We start from the raw sequence: 19,573 nt of genomic DNA, 5'->3' as shown, positions 1-19,573 counted from the left end.
GCTACCGGCGTTCCCGGGTGGGCTCAGTGGCCGGTCTCGCCGCCGTTGTCGCGGCGGTCGAGGGCGCGCTGGAGGGCGGCGGCGGCGTTCTTGCGCTCGGACTCGCTGGTCCGGGACACGTGGCGGACACGGCGGCGGACGGTCGTCTCGGCCATGGGAATCGACTCCTTCGACGTACATGGAGTAACGAAATGGGGGTTACGAGACGCCGGAAGGGGCGGGGAGCGGTGCCGCAGGGGTTGCCTGCAGGGGGCACGCTCACGACCGCCATTCGCTTGATCGAGCGAGACGTTCGGCTCCTACAAAAGTAAGCGAGCGGCCCGCTCCTGTCTGCACAATTACTCGGACTTCCTACTATCTGAGACGGCGTAGCGGCTCACACGGCTGTGAGCTGGAGGTTCGACGGTCGGGGCGGGTGGTCCCGGAGGGGCGAACGGGTTACATGACGTCGCCGTCGCGCCAGTCGAAGAGCAGTTCGTGGGCGGGGTCGAGGACATCTCCGGCGAGGCCGGGCCGCACGAACACACATCCCTCCTCCTCCGCCAGGCGCACGATCCCCTTGTCCGGGGACAGCGCGCAGACCCTGCCGGACCAGCGCTGCCAGCCCCGGGCGGTGTACAGCCGGGCGCCGTCGTCGCTCGCTCCGAGCGCCCCGAGGTCGTATGCCCGGTCGATGATCCGCTCCAGGGCCGCCATCACCTGCCCGCCCAGGCCTCTGCGGCGGGCGTCGGGGCGTACGGCGACGGCCTCGACGTAGCCGACCCGCAGCCAGCGGCCCTGGTACCGGGCTCGGCGCATGACGACCGAGCCATGGGCAGCGAGCCCGCCCTCGTCGTGGACGAGGGCGTGCATCCCGCCCAGGCCGTGCTCCCAGTCGGAGTCGGCGACGTCCCCGCCGAACGCCTCGTAGAGGAGAGCGCGGGCGGCGCGCAGGTCGGCGCGGGCGAGGTCGGCGGTGTGGGCGACGCGAAGAGACATGGCCCAAGTGTCGTACGGACTACCGGTCGAGGGAGCCGTGACGGTCGATCAAGCGACCCGTTCCGGCGTCGGAGGGCTCGGTCGCAAGGCGGGCGATCGCGTCGGTGCCCCCGGTGACGGTCTGCGGGCCGCTGTGGGCGTTGAGGTCGCTCGCCGCGTAGCCGGGGTCGGCCGCGTTGACGCGGATGTCCTTGAAGGCCTTGGCCACTGGGTGGTGAGCATGGTGAGGGCCGCCTTCGAGGCGGTGTAGAGGGGGGAGACGACAGAGACTCGACGCGCTCCGGGTCATGGGTGGCGGCGAACGAGCCCATTCCGCTGCTGACGTTGACTGGGAACGGGCCGGGAAGCCTGCTCGTGGGGGTCAGGCTTCCCGGCCCGAGCACGGGCGGGCTGTGGGTCAGCCCATGTGCGGGTAGGTGTAGTCGGTCGGCGCGACCAGGGTCTCCTTGATCGCGCGGGTCAGCGTCCAGCGCAGCAGGTTCTGCGGGGCGCCGGCCTTGTCGTTGGTGCCGGAGGCGCGGCCGCCGCCGAAGGGCTGCTGGCCGACGACGGCACCGGTCGACTTGTCGTTGATGTAGAAGTTGCCGGCCGCGTAGCGCAGCTTCTCCATCGTGTACGCCGCCGCCCCACGGTCGTTGGCGATGACCGAGCCGGTGAGCGCGTAGTCGGACACCGACTCCATCTGGGTCAGCATCTCGTCGTACTGGTCGTCCTCGTAGACGTGCACGGCGAGGAACGGGCCGAAGTACTCCGTGCGGAAGACCTCGTTCTCCGGGTCACTGCACACGACGACCGTCGGGCGGACGAAGTAGCCGACCGAGTCGTCGTAGGAGCCGCCCGCGACGATCTCGCAGGCCGGGTCGGTCTTCGCGCGGTCGATCGCGGCCTTGTTCTTGGCGAAGGCACGCTCGTCGATCACGGCGCCGATGAAGTTCGTCAGGTCGGTGACGTCACCCATGGTCAGGTAGTCGACCTCGGCGGCGAACTCCTCGCGGAAGCCGGAGTTCCAGATGGACGCGGGGATGTAGGCGCGGGAGGTCGCGGAGCACTTCTGGCCCTGGTACTCGAAGGCACCCCGGGTCAGGGCGGTCTTCAGCACCGCGCGGTCGGCCGACGGGTGGGCGACGAGGAAGTCCTTGCCGCCGGTCTCGCCGACCAGGCGCGGGTAGGTGCGGTACTTCTCGATGTTGTTGCCGACGGTCTTCCACAGGTGCTGGAAGGTCTTGGTGGAGCCGGTGAAGTGGATGCCGGCGAGGTCGCGGTGCTCCAGGGCGACCTTCGACACCTCGATGCCGTCACCGGTGACGAGGTTGATGACGCCCTTGGGCAGCCCGGCCTCCTCCAGCAGCTGCATCAGCAGGACGGCCGCGTGGGTCTGCGTCGGGGACGGCTTCCAGACCACCACGTTGCCCATCAGCGCGGGAGCGGTGGGCAGGTTGCCCGCGATCGCGCTGAAGTTGAACGGCGTGATCGCGTAGACGAAGCCCTCCAGCGGGCGGTGGTCCATACGGTTCCAGACGCCCGGGGAGTTGGCCGGGGGCTGCTCGGCGAGGATCTGGCGGGCGTAGTGGACGTTGAACCGCCAGAAGTCGATCAGCTCGCAGGGCGAGTCGATCTCGGCCTGCTGGGCGGTCTTGGACTGGCCGAGCATGGTGGAGGCGGCGATGGTCTCGCGCCAGGGGCCGGAGAGCAGCTCGGCGGCGCGCAGGATGATCGCCGCGCGGTCGTCGAAGGACATCGCGCGCCAGGCGGGCGCGGCGGCGAGGGCGGCGTCGACGGCGTCCCGGGCGTCCTGCTGGGTGGCGTGCCGGCCGGTGCCGATGACGGCCTTGTGGTTGTGCGGCTGGACCACCTGGAAGGGCTCGCCGCCGCCGAGCCGCTTCTCGCCGCCGATGGTCATCGGCAGCTCGATCGGGTTCTCGGCCAGCTCCTTGAGCTTGGCCTCCAGACGGGCGCGCTCGGGCGAGCCGGGGGCGTAGCCGTGCACCGGCTCGTTGACGGGGGTGGGGACCTGGGTCACAGCGTCCATGGGTTACCTCTTCCGGGTGATTCCCTGGCTTCGGCTCAAGGGGGCTGAAGCGGTTGCGTATGGTGAGCAGCGGTCAGGGCTTGACCGTCACGGACTCGTTGTGGCGAGCCGTGAGAAGCCCCTTCGGGGGCGGAGTCACGAGATCCGTCACTCCTTTCCACGGGTCTGGGTCCGGCTCAGCCGGCCGCAGGGCTGCGGCTGTTGGCCTCCGAAACTCCTCGGCGACCGATAGCCGTGGCTCATCCAGCGCATCACCCCTTGCTGACCATCGAGCGCGCGAAAAACCGCAGGTTCGCGGGCTTCTCGGCGAGACGGCGCATGAAGTAGCCGTACCAGTCGGTGCCGTAGGCGGTGTAGACGCGCATCCGGTGGCCCTCCGCGGCCAGCCGCAGGTGCTCGTCGCTGCGGATGCCGTAGAGCATCTGGAACTCGTACTCGTCGAGCTTGCGCCCGGCGCGGCGGGCGAGTTCCTGGGCTATGGAGATGAGGCGCGGGTCGTGGGAGCCGACCATCGGGTACCCCTCGCCCTCCATGAGAGTCCTGAGGATCCGCACGTACGCCTTGTCGATCTCGTGCTTCTGCTGGTAGGCGACCTCGGCAGGCTCCTTGTAGGCGCCCTTGACCAGGCGGACGCGGCTGCCGGCCTCGGCGAGGCGGCGGGCGTCGGCCTCGGTGCGGAAGAGGTAGGCCTGGATGACGCAGCCGGTCTGCGGGAACTCCCTACGCAGCTCCTCGTGGATGGCGAACATCGAGTCGAGGGTGGTGTGGTCCTCGGCGTCGAGGGTGACGGTCGTACCGATGGCGGCGGCGGCCTCGACGACAGGGCGGACGTTCGCGAGCGCGAGCTCGTGACCGCCGTCCAACGCCTGTCCGAACATGGACAGCTTCACCGACATCTCGACGCGCTCGCCGAGACCGAGGTCCTTCAGACGCTCGACGAGTGCCAGGTAGGCGTCCCGGGCGGCGGTTGCCTGCTCCGGGGTGGTGATGTCCTCGCCGACGACGTCCATGGTCAGCTCCAGGCCGCGGCCGGTGAGCTCCTCGATGATCGGGACGATGTCGTCGACCGACTCACCGGGGATGAAGCGGTCGACGACCTGCTTCGTCACCGGCGCAGCCGAGACGAGGCGTCGCATCCGGTCGCTGCGCGACGCGGCGAGAATCACGGGACCCAGCACGGGGCACCTCCACAACACATGCCAGAACGGCCGCGATCCGACGATGTGGATACGGCACGGAGAACCACCGTGAAAGTTAGGGATCTCTCCGATCGTGGGCCATCGACAGCTGTCACGCATCCGTGCCACAGATCTCAGACAGATGTATGAAGGCCTCCGTGAATTGCGGGAGAATGCCCGGGTGACGTCGGAATTCAAGGGTGACTACCAGGAGCTGATCGACGAGATCTCCGAGCTGCTGGGCGTCCCGGCGACCCTGGAGAACCGCGACTTCGAGCTGATCGTCTTCGGGGCGTACGACAGTGAGGGCGACCTCGATCCGTCGGCGCTGGACCCGGTCAGGACCCGCTCGATCCTGACCCGGCGCTCCACGGCGGCGGTCCGCTCCTGGTTCGAGGGATTCGGCATCACCCGGGCCACCGGACCGGTCCGTATCCCGCCGACGCCGGAGGCGGGCGTGTACCGGGGAAGGATCTGTCTGCCGGTACGCCATCGGGGTGTCGTCCTCGGCTATGTCTGGCTGCTGGACGACGATCCGGGTCCGACGGACGCCCAGCTGGCCGCCGCCATGGGGGTGGCGGGGCGGATCGGCGCGCTGCTCGCGGACGAGGCGCAGGCGGGGGCGGGGCTGAGCCGGGAGCTGCGGGCGGTGCTGGTCGCGGAGCGCGGCTGGCAGCGGGACATGGCGGTGGCCGAACTCCGTACCGCCCTCGGCGCCCGCGCGGACGGTCCGCACACCATGGTCTGTGTCGCCCCCTGGCCGTCCGCCGACCCGGACGACGCCCCGTCCCCGCGCACGGTCCCGCACGCGACCGCCCTGTGCACGCTGCCGTGGGGGGCGACGGGCCACAGCCTCGCCGTCCTGGTCCGGCTGCGCAGCACGGACGCGGCCACCCCCGCCCTGACTGCCGCCACCCGGCTGCTCAAGGAGGCGGAGGAGGCACGGCCGGCCCGGTCGGCGTCGGCGCGCGGGGCCGGGGCGCGCACGGCCGCCGCCGTCGCAGCGGGGTTCACGGGTGCGGCGGCACCGGGCTGCGCCGCGGGGGTGGGCGAGGCCCGGGCCGGCCTTGCCGAGCTGGCCACGGTCTGGCAGGAGGCCGCCGCGGCCACCCGCGCCGCACTGGCCGAGCCCCGGTTCGGACCGGTCGCCGAGTGGGCGCACATCGGCCCGTACCGCCTGCTGACCGCGCTGCCGCCGGAGGCCGCGCACGATCCGGCGGTGGCCGTCCTGCTCACCCCGGCCCACCGGGAACTGGCCCTTACCGCCGAGGCGTATCTGGACTGCGCGGGCCAGGCGGGCCGCACGGCCGCCGCCCTCGGCATCCACCGGCAGACCCTGTACTACCGCCTGTCCCGTGTCGAACAGCTCACCGGCCTCGACCTGGACGACGGGGAGGCCCGGCTGCTGCTGCACATGGCGTTGAAGGGCGCGCGGCTGTAGCCGCCTGCTTGCGGCCCTTGCCCTTCCCCGGCGCCTTCGTCATGGGGGAACAGGAATGGCCGATGCAGCGAGAACCGGTCCGGACGCCGGGGAGTTCGCGCCCCCGGAGAACGCGGCGGACGCGGAGAACGTGACCGTTCGCCCCGGAACCACGCCGTCGGCTGAGCTGCCTGGCAGCCGCACTGATCGTCCCCGCGGTCCTGGTCGGCGGGACCGTCTGGCTACTGCGGGACGAGCTGTTCCACCCCTTCGGCGACGACCGGGCGTGCTCCGGAAGTGACCAGCGACTGCCGGAAGCGATCACCGCCGGTGGTACGCCGATCCCCACCGACGCCTCCGACGTCCGCTGCTGCACCCGGAACGGCCGTGCCGAACTGTCCTTCAGGAGCGGCCGGCTCTCGGACCACCTGCACAGGACGGGCATCGTCCCGGAGGGCAGGGAGCTGTTCGACGAGCGGTACGGCAGCGGGCGGCGTCGCCGACGACACGTTCGGGCTCCCGGACGGGCTGTGCGGGCCCACACCGGAGAACCCCGTCTGGATCTTCCCCGACACGCGCGGCGTCAGCGTCACCGTGGAGCGCTCGCCACTGTTCGGTGACCATCTCCGATTCCCGGCTCGCGCGGTGATCACCCACCTCCTCGGCTGACCGCAAGTCAGGTCCGAGTGGCGGCCTCGACGATCTGGCGCAGGCCCTCGGTGAGCGCGTCGCCGTCGGGGGCCGTCTTCGGGTCGAAGGTCCACTGCGAGATCAGGCCCGACATCAGGGTCATGTAGAAGCGGCCGAGGGTGTCGGCGGTCTCGTCGGAGACCTCCTCCTCGGGGACGCCCATCAGCAGGGAGGTCAGCCCCCGCCCGCCCTCCCGCTGGGCGCGCGCCAACTGGTCGCGTACTTCCGGCATCTGATCGCCCATCGTCACGATCTCCACGCTGAGCCGCCACATCGAGCCGGGCCCGCGCATGCTGTCGACGATGTTCGACCACACCTCACGGAACCGCTCCAGCGAGCCGGGCGCCCCGGTGAGCCCGCCGTCGCCGCCCTCGAAGGACATCTCCTCCACCAGGGCGATGTAGGCCTGCGCGAGCAGCGCGTCCTTGGAGCCGTAGTGGTAGCCGATCGAGGCGAGGTTGGTCCCCGACTCCCTGACGATGTCGCGCGCCGTCGTCCGCGCGAACCCCTTCTCCAGCAGGCAGCGCTTGGCGCCTTCCAGCAGATCCTCACGGTGTCCCATGCGGACCACCCTACCCGGAATCCATACAACCGTCCTAGACACACGAATTACACAAGCGTTCTAGACAAGCGTGTAAGACGCCCGTACATTCCTTGGCGTGACAAACACGACGGGCACGACCACGACCACACGTGAGACCAACTCCCTTGCAGGGCGCCGCGAATGGACCGCGCTCGGCGTGCTGATGCTTCCGCTGCTCCTTGTCTCGATGGACGTCTCGGTCCTCTACTTCGCCCTCCCGGCGATCGGCGCCGACCTCCGGCCGAGCGGCACCCAGCAGCTGTGGATCCTGGACATCTACGGCTTCGTCCTGGCCGGTCTGCTGATGACGATGGGCGCGCTGGGCGACCGCGTCGGTCGCCGGCGCCTGCTGCTGATCGGCGCCGCGGCCTTCGGCGGCGCCTCGCTGCTCGCCGCGTACGCGGACAGCGCCGGGACCCTGATCGCCGCCCGCGCGGTCCTCGGCATCGGCGGCGCGACCCTGATGCCGTCGACGATGGCCCTGCTGCGCACGATGTTCACCGACCCCGGCCAGCGCGCGAAGGCGATCGGCCTGTGGTCCGGCGTGATGACGGGCGGGATCGCGCTGGGCTCGGTGATGAGCGGGATCCTCGTGGAGCACTTCTGGTGGGGTTCGGTCTTCCTGGTCAACCTGCCCGCGATGGCGCTGCTGCTGGTGCTCGGCCCGTTCCTGCTCCCGGAGTCCAGGAACCCCTCCCCCGGCCGCTTCGACTGGCTGAGCGTTCCGCTCTCGATGGCCGCCGTGCTCCCCGTGATCTACGGCGTGAAGGAGATCCCCTCCGAGGGCTGGCACCCGCTGTACGTCGTCTCGATCACCGTCGGCCTGCTCTTCGCGGCGCTGTTCGTCCACCGCCAGCGCACCAGCGCCTCCCCGCTGATCCCGCCGGCCCTGCTGACCGGCCACGGCTTCACCCCGGCGCTGGTCCTGAACCTCGTCGCGTCGCTCGCCATGATGGGTTCGGCGATCTTCACCACGCAGTATCTGCAGGCGGTGCTCGGCAAGAGCCCACTGGAGGCGGCGCTGTGGAGTCTGCTGCCCTCCGTCTTCATCGGGGTCGCCGGTCCGGTCACGGCGCAGCTGGTCCAGCGGGGCGTCGACCGGGGCCTTGTCGTCGCCGGCGGCTTCACGGCCATGGCGGCCGGGTTCGCGCTGCTCGCCCTCGTCGGCACCGACTCACTGTGGCTGGTGCTGGCCGGGGCCGGTGTGCTGGCCTGCGGGATGGTCGCGATCATGTCCCAGCTGACCGACCTCGCGATGACCAGTGCGCCGGTGGAACGGGCGGGCACGGCCTCCTCGCTGCTGGAGACCGGCGCGGAGTTCGGCGGGGCGCTCGGTATGGCCGTCCTGGGGTCGATCGGTACGGCGGTCTACCGCCACGAGATGCCGGCCACGGCTCCGGCGGAGGCCCGCGAGACGCTGGGCGGCGCGCTGGCCACGGCGAGCCGACTGCCGGGGGCCACGGGAGAGGCCCTGCTGCGGACCGCACGGGAGGCGTTCACCAGCGGGATGCAGGGGGCGGCGATCGCGGGGGCGGTGCTGCTGGTGGTGGCGGCGGTGGGGGCGGGGGTGACGCTGCGGAGGATCGGCAGGTAGGCGGACGCACGAACGCCGGGTGGGCTGACCTGCGTCAGCCCACCCGGCGTTTGCGGCAGTTGTCGTCAGACGAGGTTCACCGACCGGGCCGACGTCGCCCCGATCTCCGCCTCGACCTCGGCCAGCACACCGGAGGTCACCGTGTCGTCGACGGTCAGGACGGCCAGCGCCTCGCCGCCCGCGATCGACCGGGAGACCTGCATACCGGCGATGTTGATGCCCGCCTCGCCGAGGATGCGGCCGACGGTGCCGACGACGCCCGGCCGGTCCTCGTAGCGCAGCACCAGCAGGTGGTCGGCGATCGCGAGGTCGACGTCGAAGTCGCCGACCGCGACGATCTTCTGGATGTTCTTCGGGCCGGCCAGCGTGCCGGAGACCGAGACCTCCTCGCCGCTGCCGAGGGTGCCGCGCACGGTCACCACGTTGCGGTGGTCGGCCGACTCCGAGCTGGTGGTGAGGCGGACCTCGACACCGCGCTCCTGCGCGAACAGCGGGGCGTTCACATAGGAGACGGTCTCGGCGACGACGTCCTCGAAGACACCCTTGAGCGCGGACAGCTCCAGCACCTTCACGTCGTGCTGGGTGATCTCGCCGTAGACCTCGACGTCGAGGCGGACCGCGACCTCACCGGCGAGCGCGGTGAAGATACGGCCGAGGCGCTCGGCGAGCGGCAGGCCCGGCTTGACGTCCTCGGCGATGACCCCGCCCTGGACGTTCACCGCGTCCGGGACCAGCTCACCGGCGAGGGCGAGGCGGACGGACTTGGCGACGGCGATGCCCGCCTTCTCCTGGGCCTCGTCGGTGGAGGCACCGAGGTGCGGGGTGCAGACGACCTGGTCGAGCTCGAAGAGCGGCGAGTCGGTGCACGGCTCCTTCGAGTACACGTCGAGGCCGGCGCCGGCCACCCGGCCCTCCTTGAGCGCCGCGTACAGCGCCTCCTCGTCGACGATGCCACCGCGGGCCGCGTTGACGATGCGCACGGACGGCTTGACCTTGCGCAGCGCCTCGTCGCCGATCAGGCCGACCGTCTCCGGGGTCTTCGGCAGGTGCACGGTGATGAAGTCGGCGACCTCGAGGAGTTCGTCCAGCGACAGGACCTTCACGCCCATCTGCGCGGCGCGAGCGGGCTGGATGTAGGGGTCGTAGGCGACGACCTTCATGCCGAAGGCGGACATGCGCTGTGCGACCAGGGCACCGATACGGCCCAGGCCGACGACACCGAGGGTCTTCTCGGCGAGCTCGACACCCGTGTACTTGCTGCGCTTCCACTCGCCGTTCTTGAGCGCGGAGTTCGCCTGCGGAATGTGGCGGGCGGTGGAGATCAGCAGGCCGCAGGCGAGTTCGGCGGCGGTCACGATGTTGGAGGTCGGCGCGTTGACGACCATCACGCCGGCCTTGGTGGCGGCGGAGACGTCGACGTTGTCCAGGCCGACGCCGGCTCGTGCGACGACCTTCAGCTTCTTCGCCGCGGCGATGGCCTCGGCGTCGACCTTGGTGGCCGAGCGGATCAGGATCGCGTCCACGTCGGCGATGGCCGGGAGCAGCTCGGCTCGGTCTGCTCCGTTGGTGTGCCGGATCTCGAAGTCCGGGCCCAGCGCGTCGACGGTGGCGGGCGACAGCTCTTCAGCGATGAGTACGACAGGTTTCGAGCTCACGTGAGTCCTCACATGTCCAATGCGGACGGCCGTCCCGACGGCCGCTGGCGGTGGAGGGTACTGGCGCGTGGAGACGCACGACGCTGTGGGCCTGACGCGTATGTAGTACGGCAGTCTAGTGGCGTGATGGTGGTCGTCCTGCGCCTCTGCGGAAGGATCACCCGTCCGAGATTCGACGGGGCGGACAAGGGGCCGGACCATTCCGCTCCGGCCCCGTCACCCGGGGCTCACGCCTCTTCGTTCACCCACGACATCAGCTTGCGCAGCTGCTTGCCGGTGGTCTCCAGCAGGTGCTCGGAGTCCTGCTTCTTGTACTCGTTGTACTTCTTCAGACCGCCGTGGTACTCGTCCATCCAGTTACGGGCGAAGGTGCCGTCCTGGATCTCGGCGAGGACCTGCTTCATCTCGGCCTTGGTGGCGTCGGTGATGATCCGCGGGCCGGTGACGTAGTCGCCCCACTCGGCGGTCTCGGAGACGGACCAGCGCATCTTCTCCAGGCCGCCCTCGTACATGAGGTCCACGATCAGCTTCAGCTCGTGCAGGCACTCGAAGTAGGCGATCTCCGGCTGGTAGCCGGCCTCGACCAGGGTCTCGAAACCGGCCTTGACCAGGGCGGAGGTGCCACCGCAGAGGACGGCCTGCTCACCGAACAGGTCGGTCTCGGTCTCCTCGGTGAAGGTCGTCTTGATGACGCCGGCGCGGGTGCCGCCGATGCCCTTCGCGTACGACAGGGCCAGCGCGAAGCCGCCTCCGGTGGCGTCCTGCTCGACGGCCACGATGCAGGGAACGCCGCGGCCCTCCTCGTACTGACGGCGCACCAGGTGGCCCGGGCCCTTCGGGGCGACCATGCAGACGTCGACGCCGGCCGGGGGCTTGATGAAGCCGTAGCGGATGTTCAGGCCGTGGCCGAAGAACAGGGCGTCGCCGTCGTTCAGGTTCGGGGCGATGTGCTCCTCGTAGACCTGGGCCTGGATCGGGTCCGGGACGAGGATCATGATGACGTCGGCCTCGGCGGCGGCCTCGGCCGGGGTCACCACACGCAGGCCCTGCTCCTCGGCCTTCGCCTTGGACTTGGAGCCCTCGTGCAGACCGACCCGCACGTCGACACCGGAGTCACGCAGCGACAGGGCGTGGGCGTGGCCCTGACTGCCGTAGCCGATGACCGCGACCTTGCGGCCCTGGATGATGGACAGGTCGGCGTCGGCGTCGTAGAACAGCTCGGCCACTTTGGGTTCTCTCCTTGGGGTGCGGTTGGTGCGTCCCACCGTATGACGGAGGGCGGAAGGGAAGTCTCGGGGTCTCGGTATCCGGGCGGCCGACGGCCGTCGGCCGCCCGGTTCCAGCCTTACGCAGAACGGTCGAGTGCGCGCAGCGAACGGTCGGTGATCGAACGGGCGCCACGGCCGATCGCGATCGTGCCGGACTGCACCAGCTCCTTGATGCCGAACGGCTCCAGCATCTTGAGCATGGCGGTCAGCTTCTCGCTGCTGCCGGTGGCCTCGATGGTGACGGCCTCCGGGGAGACGTCGACGGTCTTGGCGCGGAACAGCTGGACGATCTCGACGATCTGGGAACGCGTCTCGTTGTCCGCGCGCACCTTCACCAGAACGAGTTCACGCTGAACGGCCGCACCCGGCTCCAGTTCGACGATCTTCAGCACCTCGACGAGCTTGTTGAGCTGCTTGGTGACCTGCTCCAGGGGCAGGGCGTCGACACTCACCACGATCGTGATGCGGGAGATGTCGGGGTGCTCGGTGACACCGACGGCGAGCGAGTCGATGTTGAAGCCCCGGCGGGAGAACAGCGCGGCGATCCGGGCGAGGATGCCCGGCTTGTTCTCCACCAGAACGGAGAGCGTGTGCTTGGACATGGTCTTTTACGTCTCTCTCGCTCAGTCGTCTTCGTTGTCGCCGAAGTCGGGGCGAACGTCCCGGGCGGCCATGATCTCGTCGTTGGAGGTGCCGGCGGCGACCATCGGCCACACCATCGCGTCCTCGTGGACGATGAAGTCCACGACGACCGGGCGGTCGTTGATGGAGTTCGCCTCTTCGATGACCTTGTCGAGGTCGTCCGGGGACTCGCAGCGGATCGCGTAGCAGCCCATGGCCTCCGACAGCTTCACGAAGTCGGGGACGCGGGTGCCGCGGGCGTCCGGGTTGACGTCGTCGGGCCCGGAGTGCAGCACGGTGTTGGAGTACCGCTGGTTGTAGAAGAGGGTCTGCCACTGGCGGACCATCCCGAGGGCGCCGTTGTTGATGATGCCGACCTTGATCGGGATGTTGTTCAGGGCGCAGGTGGTCAGTTCCTGATTGGTCATCTGGAAGCAGCCGTCGCCGTCGATCGCCCAGACGGTGCTGCCGGGCGCGCCGGCCTTGGCGCCCATGGCGGCCGGGACCGCGTAGCCCATGGTTCCGGCGCCGCCGGAGTTCAGCCAGGTGGCGGGCTTCTCGTACTGCACGTAGTGCGCGGCCCACATCTGGTGCTGGCCGACGCCCGCCGCGAAGATCGTGCCCTCCGGGGCGAGCTGTCCGATGCGCTCGATGACCTGCTGCGGGGAGAGCGAACCGTTCTCCGGCTGGTCGTAGCCCAGCGGGTAGGTCTCGCGCCACCGGTTGAGGTCCTTCCACCAGGCGGTGTAGTCGCCCTGGTGGCCCTCGCTGTGCTCCTTCTGCACCGCCTGGATCAGGTCGGCGATGACCTCGCGGGCGTCGCCGACGATCGGCACGTCGGCGGCGCGGTTCTTGCCGATCTCCGCGGGGTCGATGTCGGCGTGGACGATCTTGGCGTGCGGGGCGAAGCTGTCCAGCTTGCCGGTGACACGGTCGTCGAAGCGGGTGCCGAGGGCGACGATCAGGTCGGCCTTCTGCAGCGCGGTGACGGCGGTGACCGCACCGTGCATGCCCGGCATCCCCACGTGCAGCGGGTGGCTGTCGGGGAATGCGCCGAGCGCCATCAGGGTGGTGGTGACGGGCGCTCCGGTGAGTTCGGCGAGGACCTTCAGCTCGGCGGTGGCGCCGGCCTTGATGACACCGCCGCCGACGTAGAGGACGGGCCGCTTCGCCTGGGTGATCAGCTTGGCACCCTCGCGGATCTGCTTGGCGTGCGGCTTGGTCACCGGACGGTAGCCGGGCAGGTCCATGACCGGCGGCCAGGAGAAGGTGGTCTTCGCCTGGAGGGCGTCCTTGGCGATGTCGACCAGGACCGGTCCGGGGCGGCCGGTGGAGGCGATGTGGAATGCCTGGGCGATGATCCGCGGGATGTCCTCGGCCTTGGTGACCAGGAAGTTGTGCTTGGTGATCGGCATGGTGATGCCGACGATGTCCGCCTCCTGGAAGGCGTCCGTGCCGATCGAGGAGGACGCGACCTGCCCGGTGATCGCCACGAGCGGCACCGAGTCCATGTGCGCGTCCGCGATCGGCGTCACCAGGTTGGTGGCGCCGGGGCCCGAGGTGGCCATGCAGACACCGACCTTGCCGGTGGCCTGCGCGTAGCCGGTGGCCGCGTGACCGGCGCCCTGCTCGTGCCGGCACAGGACGTGGCGCACCCGGGTGGAGTCCATCAGCGGGTCGTAGGCCGGCAGGATCGCGCCGCCGGGGATGCCGAATACCGTGTCAGCGCCGACCTCCTCGAGGGAGCGGATGAGGGACTTCGCACCCGTGACGTGCTCGACGGTCGGGGGCTGCTGTCCTCCGGAACGGGGCCGCGGCTGCGGATGGTGGGCCCCGGTGGCCTGCTCGGTCATCGGCATTCTCTTCTCGATGCTGAGGGTTTTTGCGAGGTTCGTACGGGTTTCTGCCGCCGTACGTCTGGTGCTGGTGCAACAAAAAACCCCTCGTGCCAAAAGGCAAGCGAGGGGAGCGCGCCGGTGTGGTCGCTGGGGGTTCCGGATCCTTCTCCGGTGGGTCCCAGCTCAGCCGACGCGCTGTCCAAGTACGAGAATTCGGGTGCGCATGGAACTGACCCTCCCTCTGACGCGCACCACGTGTCAAGTGGGTGGGACGGGAGTCTCATTATGTGAGCGTAGGGCACTGCCGCCTCCGAGCACCGCGGGCACACCACTGGTGTACACCCCACCGCCACCGCCCGCGAAGGCCGGCTCGGCCGGTGCGTGCGGAACCGGATAGTGGCCGGAACCGAGGGCCCGGCGCAGCCGGTACTCGTCCACCGGGCCGGAGAAGGCCATGCCCATCCCATGGGTGCACCCCATCGCGCGCAGCGCCGTGACCTGTTCGGGCAGGTCCACGCCCTCGGCCACCGACTGGAGTCCGAGATCGCCGGCGATCCGCAGCAGCCCGCTGGTGATCTTGTGCAGCCGGGGTGACTCGACGACCCCCTCGACCAGACTGCGGTCGAGCTTGAGCATGTCCACGGGGAGCTTCCGGAGGGCGGTGATCGCCGCGTAGCCGCTGCCGAAGCCGTCCAGTGCGATCCGGACCCCGTGCCGGCTGAGCGCGGTCAGGCGCCGCTCCAGCTCGTCCAGCGGAACCCTGGGGTCGGTGTCGGACAGCTCCAGGACCAGCGCCCCCGACGGCAGGCCGTGCCGGGTGAGCAGGGCCTCCACGGAGCCGAGCGGCGATGACCGGTCGAGCAGCCGCCGGGCACACGTCCGGACCGCGACCGGCACCACGAGCCCGTTGGCCGCCCGCTCGGCGGCCTGTTCGACCGCCTCCTGGAGGATCCAGCGGTCCAGCTCGGATGTCTTGTCGCTGTCCTCCGCGACCCGAAGGAACTCGGCCGGAGTGAACAGCACCCCCTGCGAGGAGCGCCAGCGCGCCTGTGCGGAGACCGAGTCGATCCGGCCGCTCTCCAGGCACACCACCGGCTGGTGCAGCAGCGCGAACTCGCCGTCGTGCAGGGCGGCCCGCAGCCGGGTGGCCAGTTCCGCCTTGCGTACGACGTCCTGCTGCATCTGTGGCTTGTACAGCTCGACGCGGCCCTTTCCCGCCGACTTGGCGCGGTACATCGCCAGGTCGGCATTGCGCAGCAACTCCCCGGCGCCCAGGCCCGGTTCGGCGAAGGCGACACCGATGGACGCGTTGACACGGACATCGTTGCCGTCAATGGCGTACGGCTGCGAGAGGGTCACCCTGAGGCGGTCGGCGAGCTCCAGGATGTGCCGCTCTCTGGCACTGCGGTCACGGGTGCCGTCACCGACGATCAGCGCCGCGAACTCGTCGCCGCCAAGGCGGGAGGCGGTGTCGCCCTGGCGGACCGCGTCCTGGAGTCTGCGTGCGGCATGGACGAGCAGATCGTCCCCGGCCTGGTGCCCGATCGTGTCGTTGACGGCCTTGAAGCCGTCCAGGTCGATGAAGAGCACGGCCGTGTTCCGCAGGGCGGGGCCCCGGTCGGAGGAACGGCGGCCGGACAGGGCCTGCTGCACCCGCCGGGTGAACAGGGCGCGGTTGGGCAGGTCGGTGAGCGGGTCGTGCTCGGCGTTGTGCTGGAGCTGCGCCTGCAGGCGCACTCTTTCGGTCACGTCCCGGCTGTTGAAGATGAGGCCGCCGTGGTGCCGGTTGACGGTGGACTCGACATTGAGCCAGCCGCCGTCACCGGACCGGAAACGGCACTCGATACGGGTGGTGGCTTCCTCCAGGGGGCTGGCGGCGAGGAAGCGGCGCACCTCGTGCACCACACAGCCGAGGTCCTCCGGGTGGATGAGGTTGGCCAGTTCCGAGCCCACCAGGTCCTCGGCGGGCCGTCCGTAGACCCCGGCGGCGGCCGGGGAGACGTACCGGAGGATGCCGTTGGGCGCGGCGATCATGATGACGTCGCTGGAGCCCTGCACCAGGGAGCGGAAGTGGTTCTCCTGATGCGCCAGTTCCTGGGTGAGGGTGATGTTGTCGAGCAGCATGATGCCCTGGCGTACGACGAGCGCGAGGACCACACAGCCGGCGGTGATCAGGACGACGTGGTCCGGGCTGCGGCCGTTGAGCACGTTGTACAGGATGCCCAGGGTGCACACGGCGGCGGCCAGATACGGGGTGAGCGCGGCCAAGGAGCCGGACAGGGGGCGGCCCGCCGGGTACCGGAGGTGGTCGCCCCCCGGGGTGGGCACGGGCGCCTTCTTCGGCGCCGGGGCCCGGCCGCCGGGCACGTGCTCGTGGACCACTCGCGTGTGCCCCTCGGGCTCCGGGGCGCCCTGCTGCCGGGGCGCGGCCCAGGGCGCGTATGCGAGCAGCAGCGAGCCGGCGAACCAGCCCGCGTCCAGCAGCTGACCGGAGTGGTAACTGCTGTGCAGCAGCGGCGAGGTGAACAGGGCGTCGCACATCACGGTCAGGGCGAGCGCGCCGATCGCGGTGTTCACCGCGGTGCGGTTGCCCGGCGAGCGCCGGAAGTGCAGCGCGAGCACCATGCTGACCAGGGCGATGTCCAGCAGCGGGTACGCCAGCGAGAGCGCGGTGTGCGCGACGCTGGGCCCGTCGAGCCGGGCGGCCTGGGCGAGCGCGAGGCTCCACGACAGGGTGAGCAGCGAGCCGCCGATCAGCCAGGCGTCCAGCGCCAGGCAGATCCAGCCGGCCTTGGTCATCGGCCGCTTGGCCAGCACCAGCAGACCGACGATGGCGGGCGGCGCGAAGCACAGGAAGAACAGGTCGGCGTAGCTGGGGCTGGGCACGGGCCTGTGCAGCACGACCTCGTACCACCCCCAGACCGCGTTGCCCAGGGCCGCCATCGCCGAGGAGAGGGCGAACAGCAGCCAGGCGGGTCGAAAGCGGACCCGCGGGGAGCGGGCGTAGCAGAAGCAGGACACGGCGGCCGTGCCGGCGGCCGCGGTCAGACCGAAGTCACCCATGAACAGGGCGACTTGGTTCGAGCCCCAGTCGAACGCGGAACCGACGGCGTATCCCGCGCAGATCAGGGCCAGGACGAGTTGGCGGACCACGCCGGTCCCGCCGCCGGTGATCGGCGGCCGGTAGTGCGGCAGTCCCGCCGGAGGCTGTGCCCGCAGCGCTCCGGGGCGGGTGGTCGTCACAGGCGTCGGCGCTGTCACCGGACCCTCCCGGTCCGCACCGCTCCCGGGTCCCTCGGGTCCCGGTGCGCTGGGTGAGCGTGCCTCCTGCGTCCGCTGTGCCTGCGGTGGTGGTGATGGCTGGTGTGATGGCCGCGTCTGCGCGCAGCTGTGCGCCAGGGTCGCCGCCGGCGGCTCCGCCGCGTCGGATCGTTCGTCCATAGGCCGTGCATCGCCCGTCGCCCCCCTCACAAATCTGAAATGTCCATCCCCGGCGCCGAACGGTGCACGGCGCAGCCCCTGTCGGGACGATACACCAGTCTCGTCACTCAGGGACATAGCTTCTCTACGCTCCGTGACGAGCAGGAGCGATGCGCGTACGCACCGCGCCCGGAAGGTCGCGGACCGTACCGGAAGCGGGTTACACGCGTGTTGCCGGGACTGTCAGTTGTCGGTGGATCCCGTCGTAAGGATCACGTTCCGCAGCGGCTCCCGGTTCACGAAGCGGTTCAGCTGCTCGGTGACGACGCGCTTGGCGCGCGGCCGGAAGGCCGAGGTGGGGCCGCCGACGTGGGGGCTGATCAGCACTCCGGGCGCCTGCCACAAGGGATGTCCGGCCGGCAGCGGCTCGGGATCGGTGACGTCCAGGGCGGCGGTGAGGCGACCGCTCTCCAGCTCGGCGAGGAGCGCCTTGGTGTCCACGACGGGCCCGCGCGCGACGTTCACGAGCAGTGCGCCGTCCTTCATCCGCGCGAGGAACTCCGCGTTGACCAGGCCACGCGTGGTGTCCGTGAGGGGCGTAGAGAGGATGACGACATCGGCTTCCGGAAGCAGTTGCGGCAGTTCGGTGAGCGGATGCACGGGACCGCGCGCCGAGGCGCGCCCGGAGCGCGCGACGCGCGCCACCCGCGCAACCTCGAACGGCACGAGCCGGTCCTCGATGGCCGAGCCGATGGCGCCGTAACCGACGATGAGGACGGACTTGTCGGCGAGGGCGGGGTGGAAGCCGCTCTCCCAGTGCTCCTGCTGCTGGGCGCGCACGAACCCCGGGACACCGCGCAGGGACGCCAGGGTCAGGGTGAGCGCGAGTTCGGCGGTGCTCGCCTCGTGCACCCCGCGCGCGTTGCACAGCGCCACCCCGGGGGCGATGAGGTCCAGGGCCGCGATCATGTCGTCGACGCCGGCGGTGAGGGTCTGGATGAGCCGGACGTTCCGCATCCGCTCCAGCGGCCGCACCTTCACGTTCTGCCGCTTCATGTAGGGGACGACATACACGGCACAGTCGGCGGGGTCACCGGGGAAGTCCTGGTCCCCGTCCCAGAAGAGGTAGTCGAGCCCGTCGGGAAGTCCCGTGAACTCGGCCGGCGGGATGGGGAGCCACACGTCAGAGGTCATGGTCAGGAGGCTATGTCAGGGACGTGTGGGCGCAGAGGTTAGGTTGGGGGCTCTAGAAGGAGGTTCACGGGCTGGTGGAGCGCAGGACGATCGGCGCGGGGGCGCTCGCGGTGGGGGCCGTCGGACTCGGGTGCATGCCGATGAGCTGGGCCTACAGCGCGTCGCGGCAGCGCGGTGACGAATCGGTGAGGGCGGTGCACCGGGCGCTGGACCTGGGCGTGACGCTGCTGGACACCGCGGACATGTACGGCCCGTTCACCAATGAGCTGCTACTGGGGCGGGTGCTCAAGGAGCGGCGCGCGGAGGCCTTCGTGTCGACCAAGGTGGGCCTGCTGGTCGGCGACAAGCACATCGTGGCGAACGGCCGGCCCGGCTATGTGAAGCGTGCCTGCGACGCGTCGCTGCGCCGGCTCCAGACCGACGTCATCGACCTCTACCAACTGCACCGTGCGGACCCCGAGGTCCCCGTCGAGGAGACCTGGGGCGCGATGGCAGAGCTGGTGCAGGCGGGGAAGGTGCGCGCCCTGGGGCTGTGCGCCCTGGGGGCGCGCGGGGGGCGCAGGTCCGGCGCGCGGCTGCACGACGCGACCCTGCGCCAGCTGCAGCGGGTGCAGCAGGTTTTCCCGGTGAGCGCGGTACAGGCGGAGCTGTCGGTGTGGTCGCCGGAGGCGCTGGAGGCGCTGCTGCCGTGGTGCGAGGCGCGGGGCGTGGGTTTCCTCGCGGCGATGCCGCTGGGCAACGGCTTCCTCACCGGCACGCTCACACCGGGAGAGGGTTTCGAACCCGACGATGTGCGGGCGCGGCACCCTCGCTTCACGGCGGAGATGATGGCGGCCAACCAGCCGATCGTGGCGGGGCTTCGGCGCATTGCCCGGCGGCACGGCGAGGAGGTCACCGCCGCCCAGGTGGCGCTGGCGTGGGTGCTCTCGCGGGGGCGGCATGTGGTTCCGGTGCCCGGGACGAAGCGGGGGCGGTGGGCGGCGGAGAACGCGGGCGCGGTGGACGTACGGCTGAGCGCGGAGGATCTGGCGGAGTTGGGGCGGCTGCCTGCTGCGCAGGGGTCTTGGGACTAGGGCCTGACGATCGGTCGTCGGTTCGGTGCGGC

The 19,573-nt window shown here is 70.4% G+C and carries 14 protein-coding genes and 1 pseudogene; 3 read left to right on the top strand and 12 right to left on the bottom strand.

Features of this window, described 5'->3' with window-relative positions:
* Positions 1-23 precede the first annotated feature (23 nt).
* From ABTY98_RS04170 to ABTY98_RS04150, 5 genes and pseudogenes are all read right to left on the bottom strand, one after another.
* Positions 24-155 carry a hypothetical protein gene (locus tag ABTY98_RS04170; RefSeq protein ID WP_089098576.1) on the bottom strand — a complete coding sequence of 44 codons (132 nt, stop codon included), beginning with the start codon at positions 153-155 and terminating at the stop codon, positions 24-26.
* A gap of 283 nt (positions 156-438) precedes the next feature.
* Entirely contained in the window at positions 439-978 is a 540-nt protein-coding gene (locus ABTY98_RS04165; RefSeq protein ID WP_352219322.1) for a GNAT family N-acetyltransferase, read from the bottom strand.
* A gap of 19 nt (positions 979-997) precedes the next feature.
* Positions 998-1,316, bottom strand: a pseudogene (locus tag ABTY98_RS04160) (SDR family NAD(P)-dependent oxidoreductase); the annotation flags it as partial.
* A gap of 59 nt (positions 1,317-1,375) precedes the next feature.
* Positions 1,376-3,007, bottom strand: a complete 1,632-nt coding sequence (pruA, locus tag ABTY98_RS04155) for an L-glutamate gamma-semialdehyde dehydrogenase (RefSeq protein ID WP_352219321.1) — start codon at positions 3,005-3,007, stop codon at positions 1,376-1,378.
* Between the two features lie 251 nt (positions 3,008-3,258).
* Positions 3,259-4,185, bottom strand: coding sequence for a proline dehydrogenase family protein (locus ABTY98_RS04150; protein WP_352219320.1), 927 nt, complete (start codon positions 4,183-4,185; stop codon positions 3,259-3,261).
* 142 nt (positions 4,186-4,327) lie between these two features.
* Here ABTY98_RS04150 and ABTY98_RS04145 point away from each other — a divergent pair, with 142 nt between their 5' ends.
* Entirely contained in the window at positions 4,328-5,626 is a 1,299-nt protein-coding gene (locus ABTY98_RS04145) for a PucR family transcriptional regulator (protein WP_352219319.1), read from the top strand.
* A gap of 655 nt (positions 5,627-6,281) precedes the next feature.
* Here the strand turns inward: ABTY98_RS04145 and ABTY98_RS04140 are convergent.
* Positions 6,282-6,857 carry a TetR/AcrR family transcriptional regulator gene (locus ABTY98_RS04140; RefSeq protein ID WP_352219318.1) on the bottom strand — a complete coding sequence of 192 codons (576 nt, stop codon included), beginning with the start codon at positions 6,855-6,857 and terminating at the stop codon, positions 6,282-6,284.
* Positions 6,858-7,041: 184 nt separating this feature from the next.
* Between ABTY98_RS04140 and ABTY98_RS04135 the strand changes: the two genes are divergently transcribed.
* Positions 7,042-8,472, top strand: a complete 1,431-nt coding sequence (locus tag ABTY98_RS04135; RefSeq protein ID WP_352219559.1) for an MFS transporter — start codon at positions 7,042-7,044, stop codon at positions 8,470-8,472.
* 65 nt (positions 8,473-8,537) lie between these two features.
* Here the strand turns inward: ABTY98_RS04135 and serA are convergent, their stop codons facing one another.
* The 6 genes from serA to ABTY98_RS04105 form a co-directional block, all read right to left on the bottom strand.
* Positions 8,538-10,127 (bottom strand): phosphoglycerate dehydrogenase, encoded by a 1,590-nt coding sequence (gene serA / locus ABTY98_RS04130; RefSeq protein ID WP_352219317.1) that lies wholly within the window; start codon positions 10,125-10,127, stop codon positions 8,538-8,540.
* Between the two features lie 227 nt (positions 10,128-10,354).
* Positions 10,355-11,353, bottom strand: coding sequence for a ketol-acid reductoisomerase (gene ilvC, locus ABTY98_RS04125; protein WP_352219316.1), 999 nt, complete (start codon positions 11,351-11,353; stop codon positions 10,355-10,357).
* A gap of 119 nt (positions 11,354-11,472) precedes the next feature.
* Positions 11,473-11,997 carry an acetolactate synthase small subunit gene (gene ilvN, locus ABTY98_RS04120; RefSeq protein WP_352219315.1) on the bottom strand — a complete coding sequence of 175 codons (525 nt, stop codon included), beginning with the start codon at positions 11,995-11,997 and terminating at the stop codon, positions 11,473-11,475.
* Positions 11,998-12,018: 21 nt separating this feature from the next.
* Complete coding sequence (locus tag ABTY98_RS04115; protein ID WP_352219314.1) at positions 12,019-13,869, bottom strand: acetolactate synthase large subunit; 1,851 nt, start codon at positions 13,867-13,869, stop codon at positions 12,019-12,021.
* Positions 13,870-14,112: 243 nt separating this feature from the next.
* A complete protein-coding gene (locus ABTY98_RS04110; protein ID WP_352219313.1) occupies positions 14,113-17,115 on the bottom strand; it encodes a putative bifunctional diguanylate cyclase/phosphodiesterase in 3,003 nt (1,000 codons plus the stop codon).
* Between the two features lie 402 nt (positions 17,116-17,517).
* Positions 17,518-18,468: a 2-hydroxyacid dehydrogenase gene (locus tag ABTY98_RS04105; RefSeq protein WP_352219312.1), complete on the bottom strand. Its 951-nt coding sequence runs from the start codon at positions 18,466-18,468 to the stop codon at positions 17,518-17,520.
* Between the two features lie 74 nt (positions 18,469-18,542).
* Here ABTY98_RS04105 and ABTY98_RS04100 point away from each other — a divergent pair, with 74 nt between their 5' ends.
* Positions 18,543-19,541, top strand: a complete 999-nt coding sequence (locus tag ABTY98_RS04100) for an aldo/keto reductase (RefSeq protein WP_352219311.1) — start codon at positions 18,543-18,545, stop codon at positions 19,539-19,541.
* The last annotated feature ends 32 nt before the right edge of the window (positions 19,542-19,573 follow it).

The organism is Streptomyces sp. NPDC096040 (assembly GCF_040303265.1).
In the GTDB taxonomy this organism is placed as follows: Bacteria; Actinomycetota; Actinomycetes; order Streptomycetales; family Streptomycetaceae; genus Streptomyces.
This window is presented reverse-complemented; position numbering and strand designations above follow the sequence as displayed.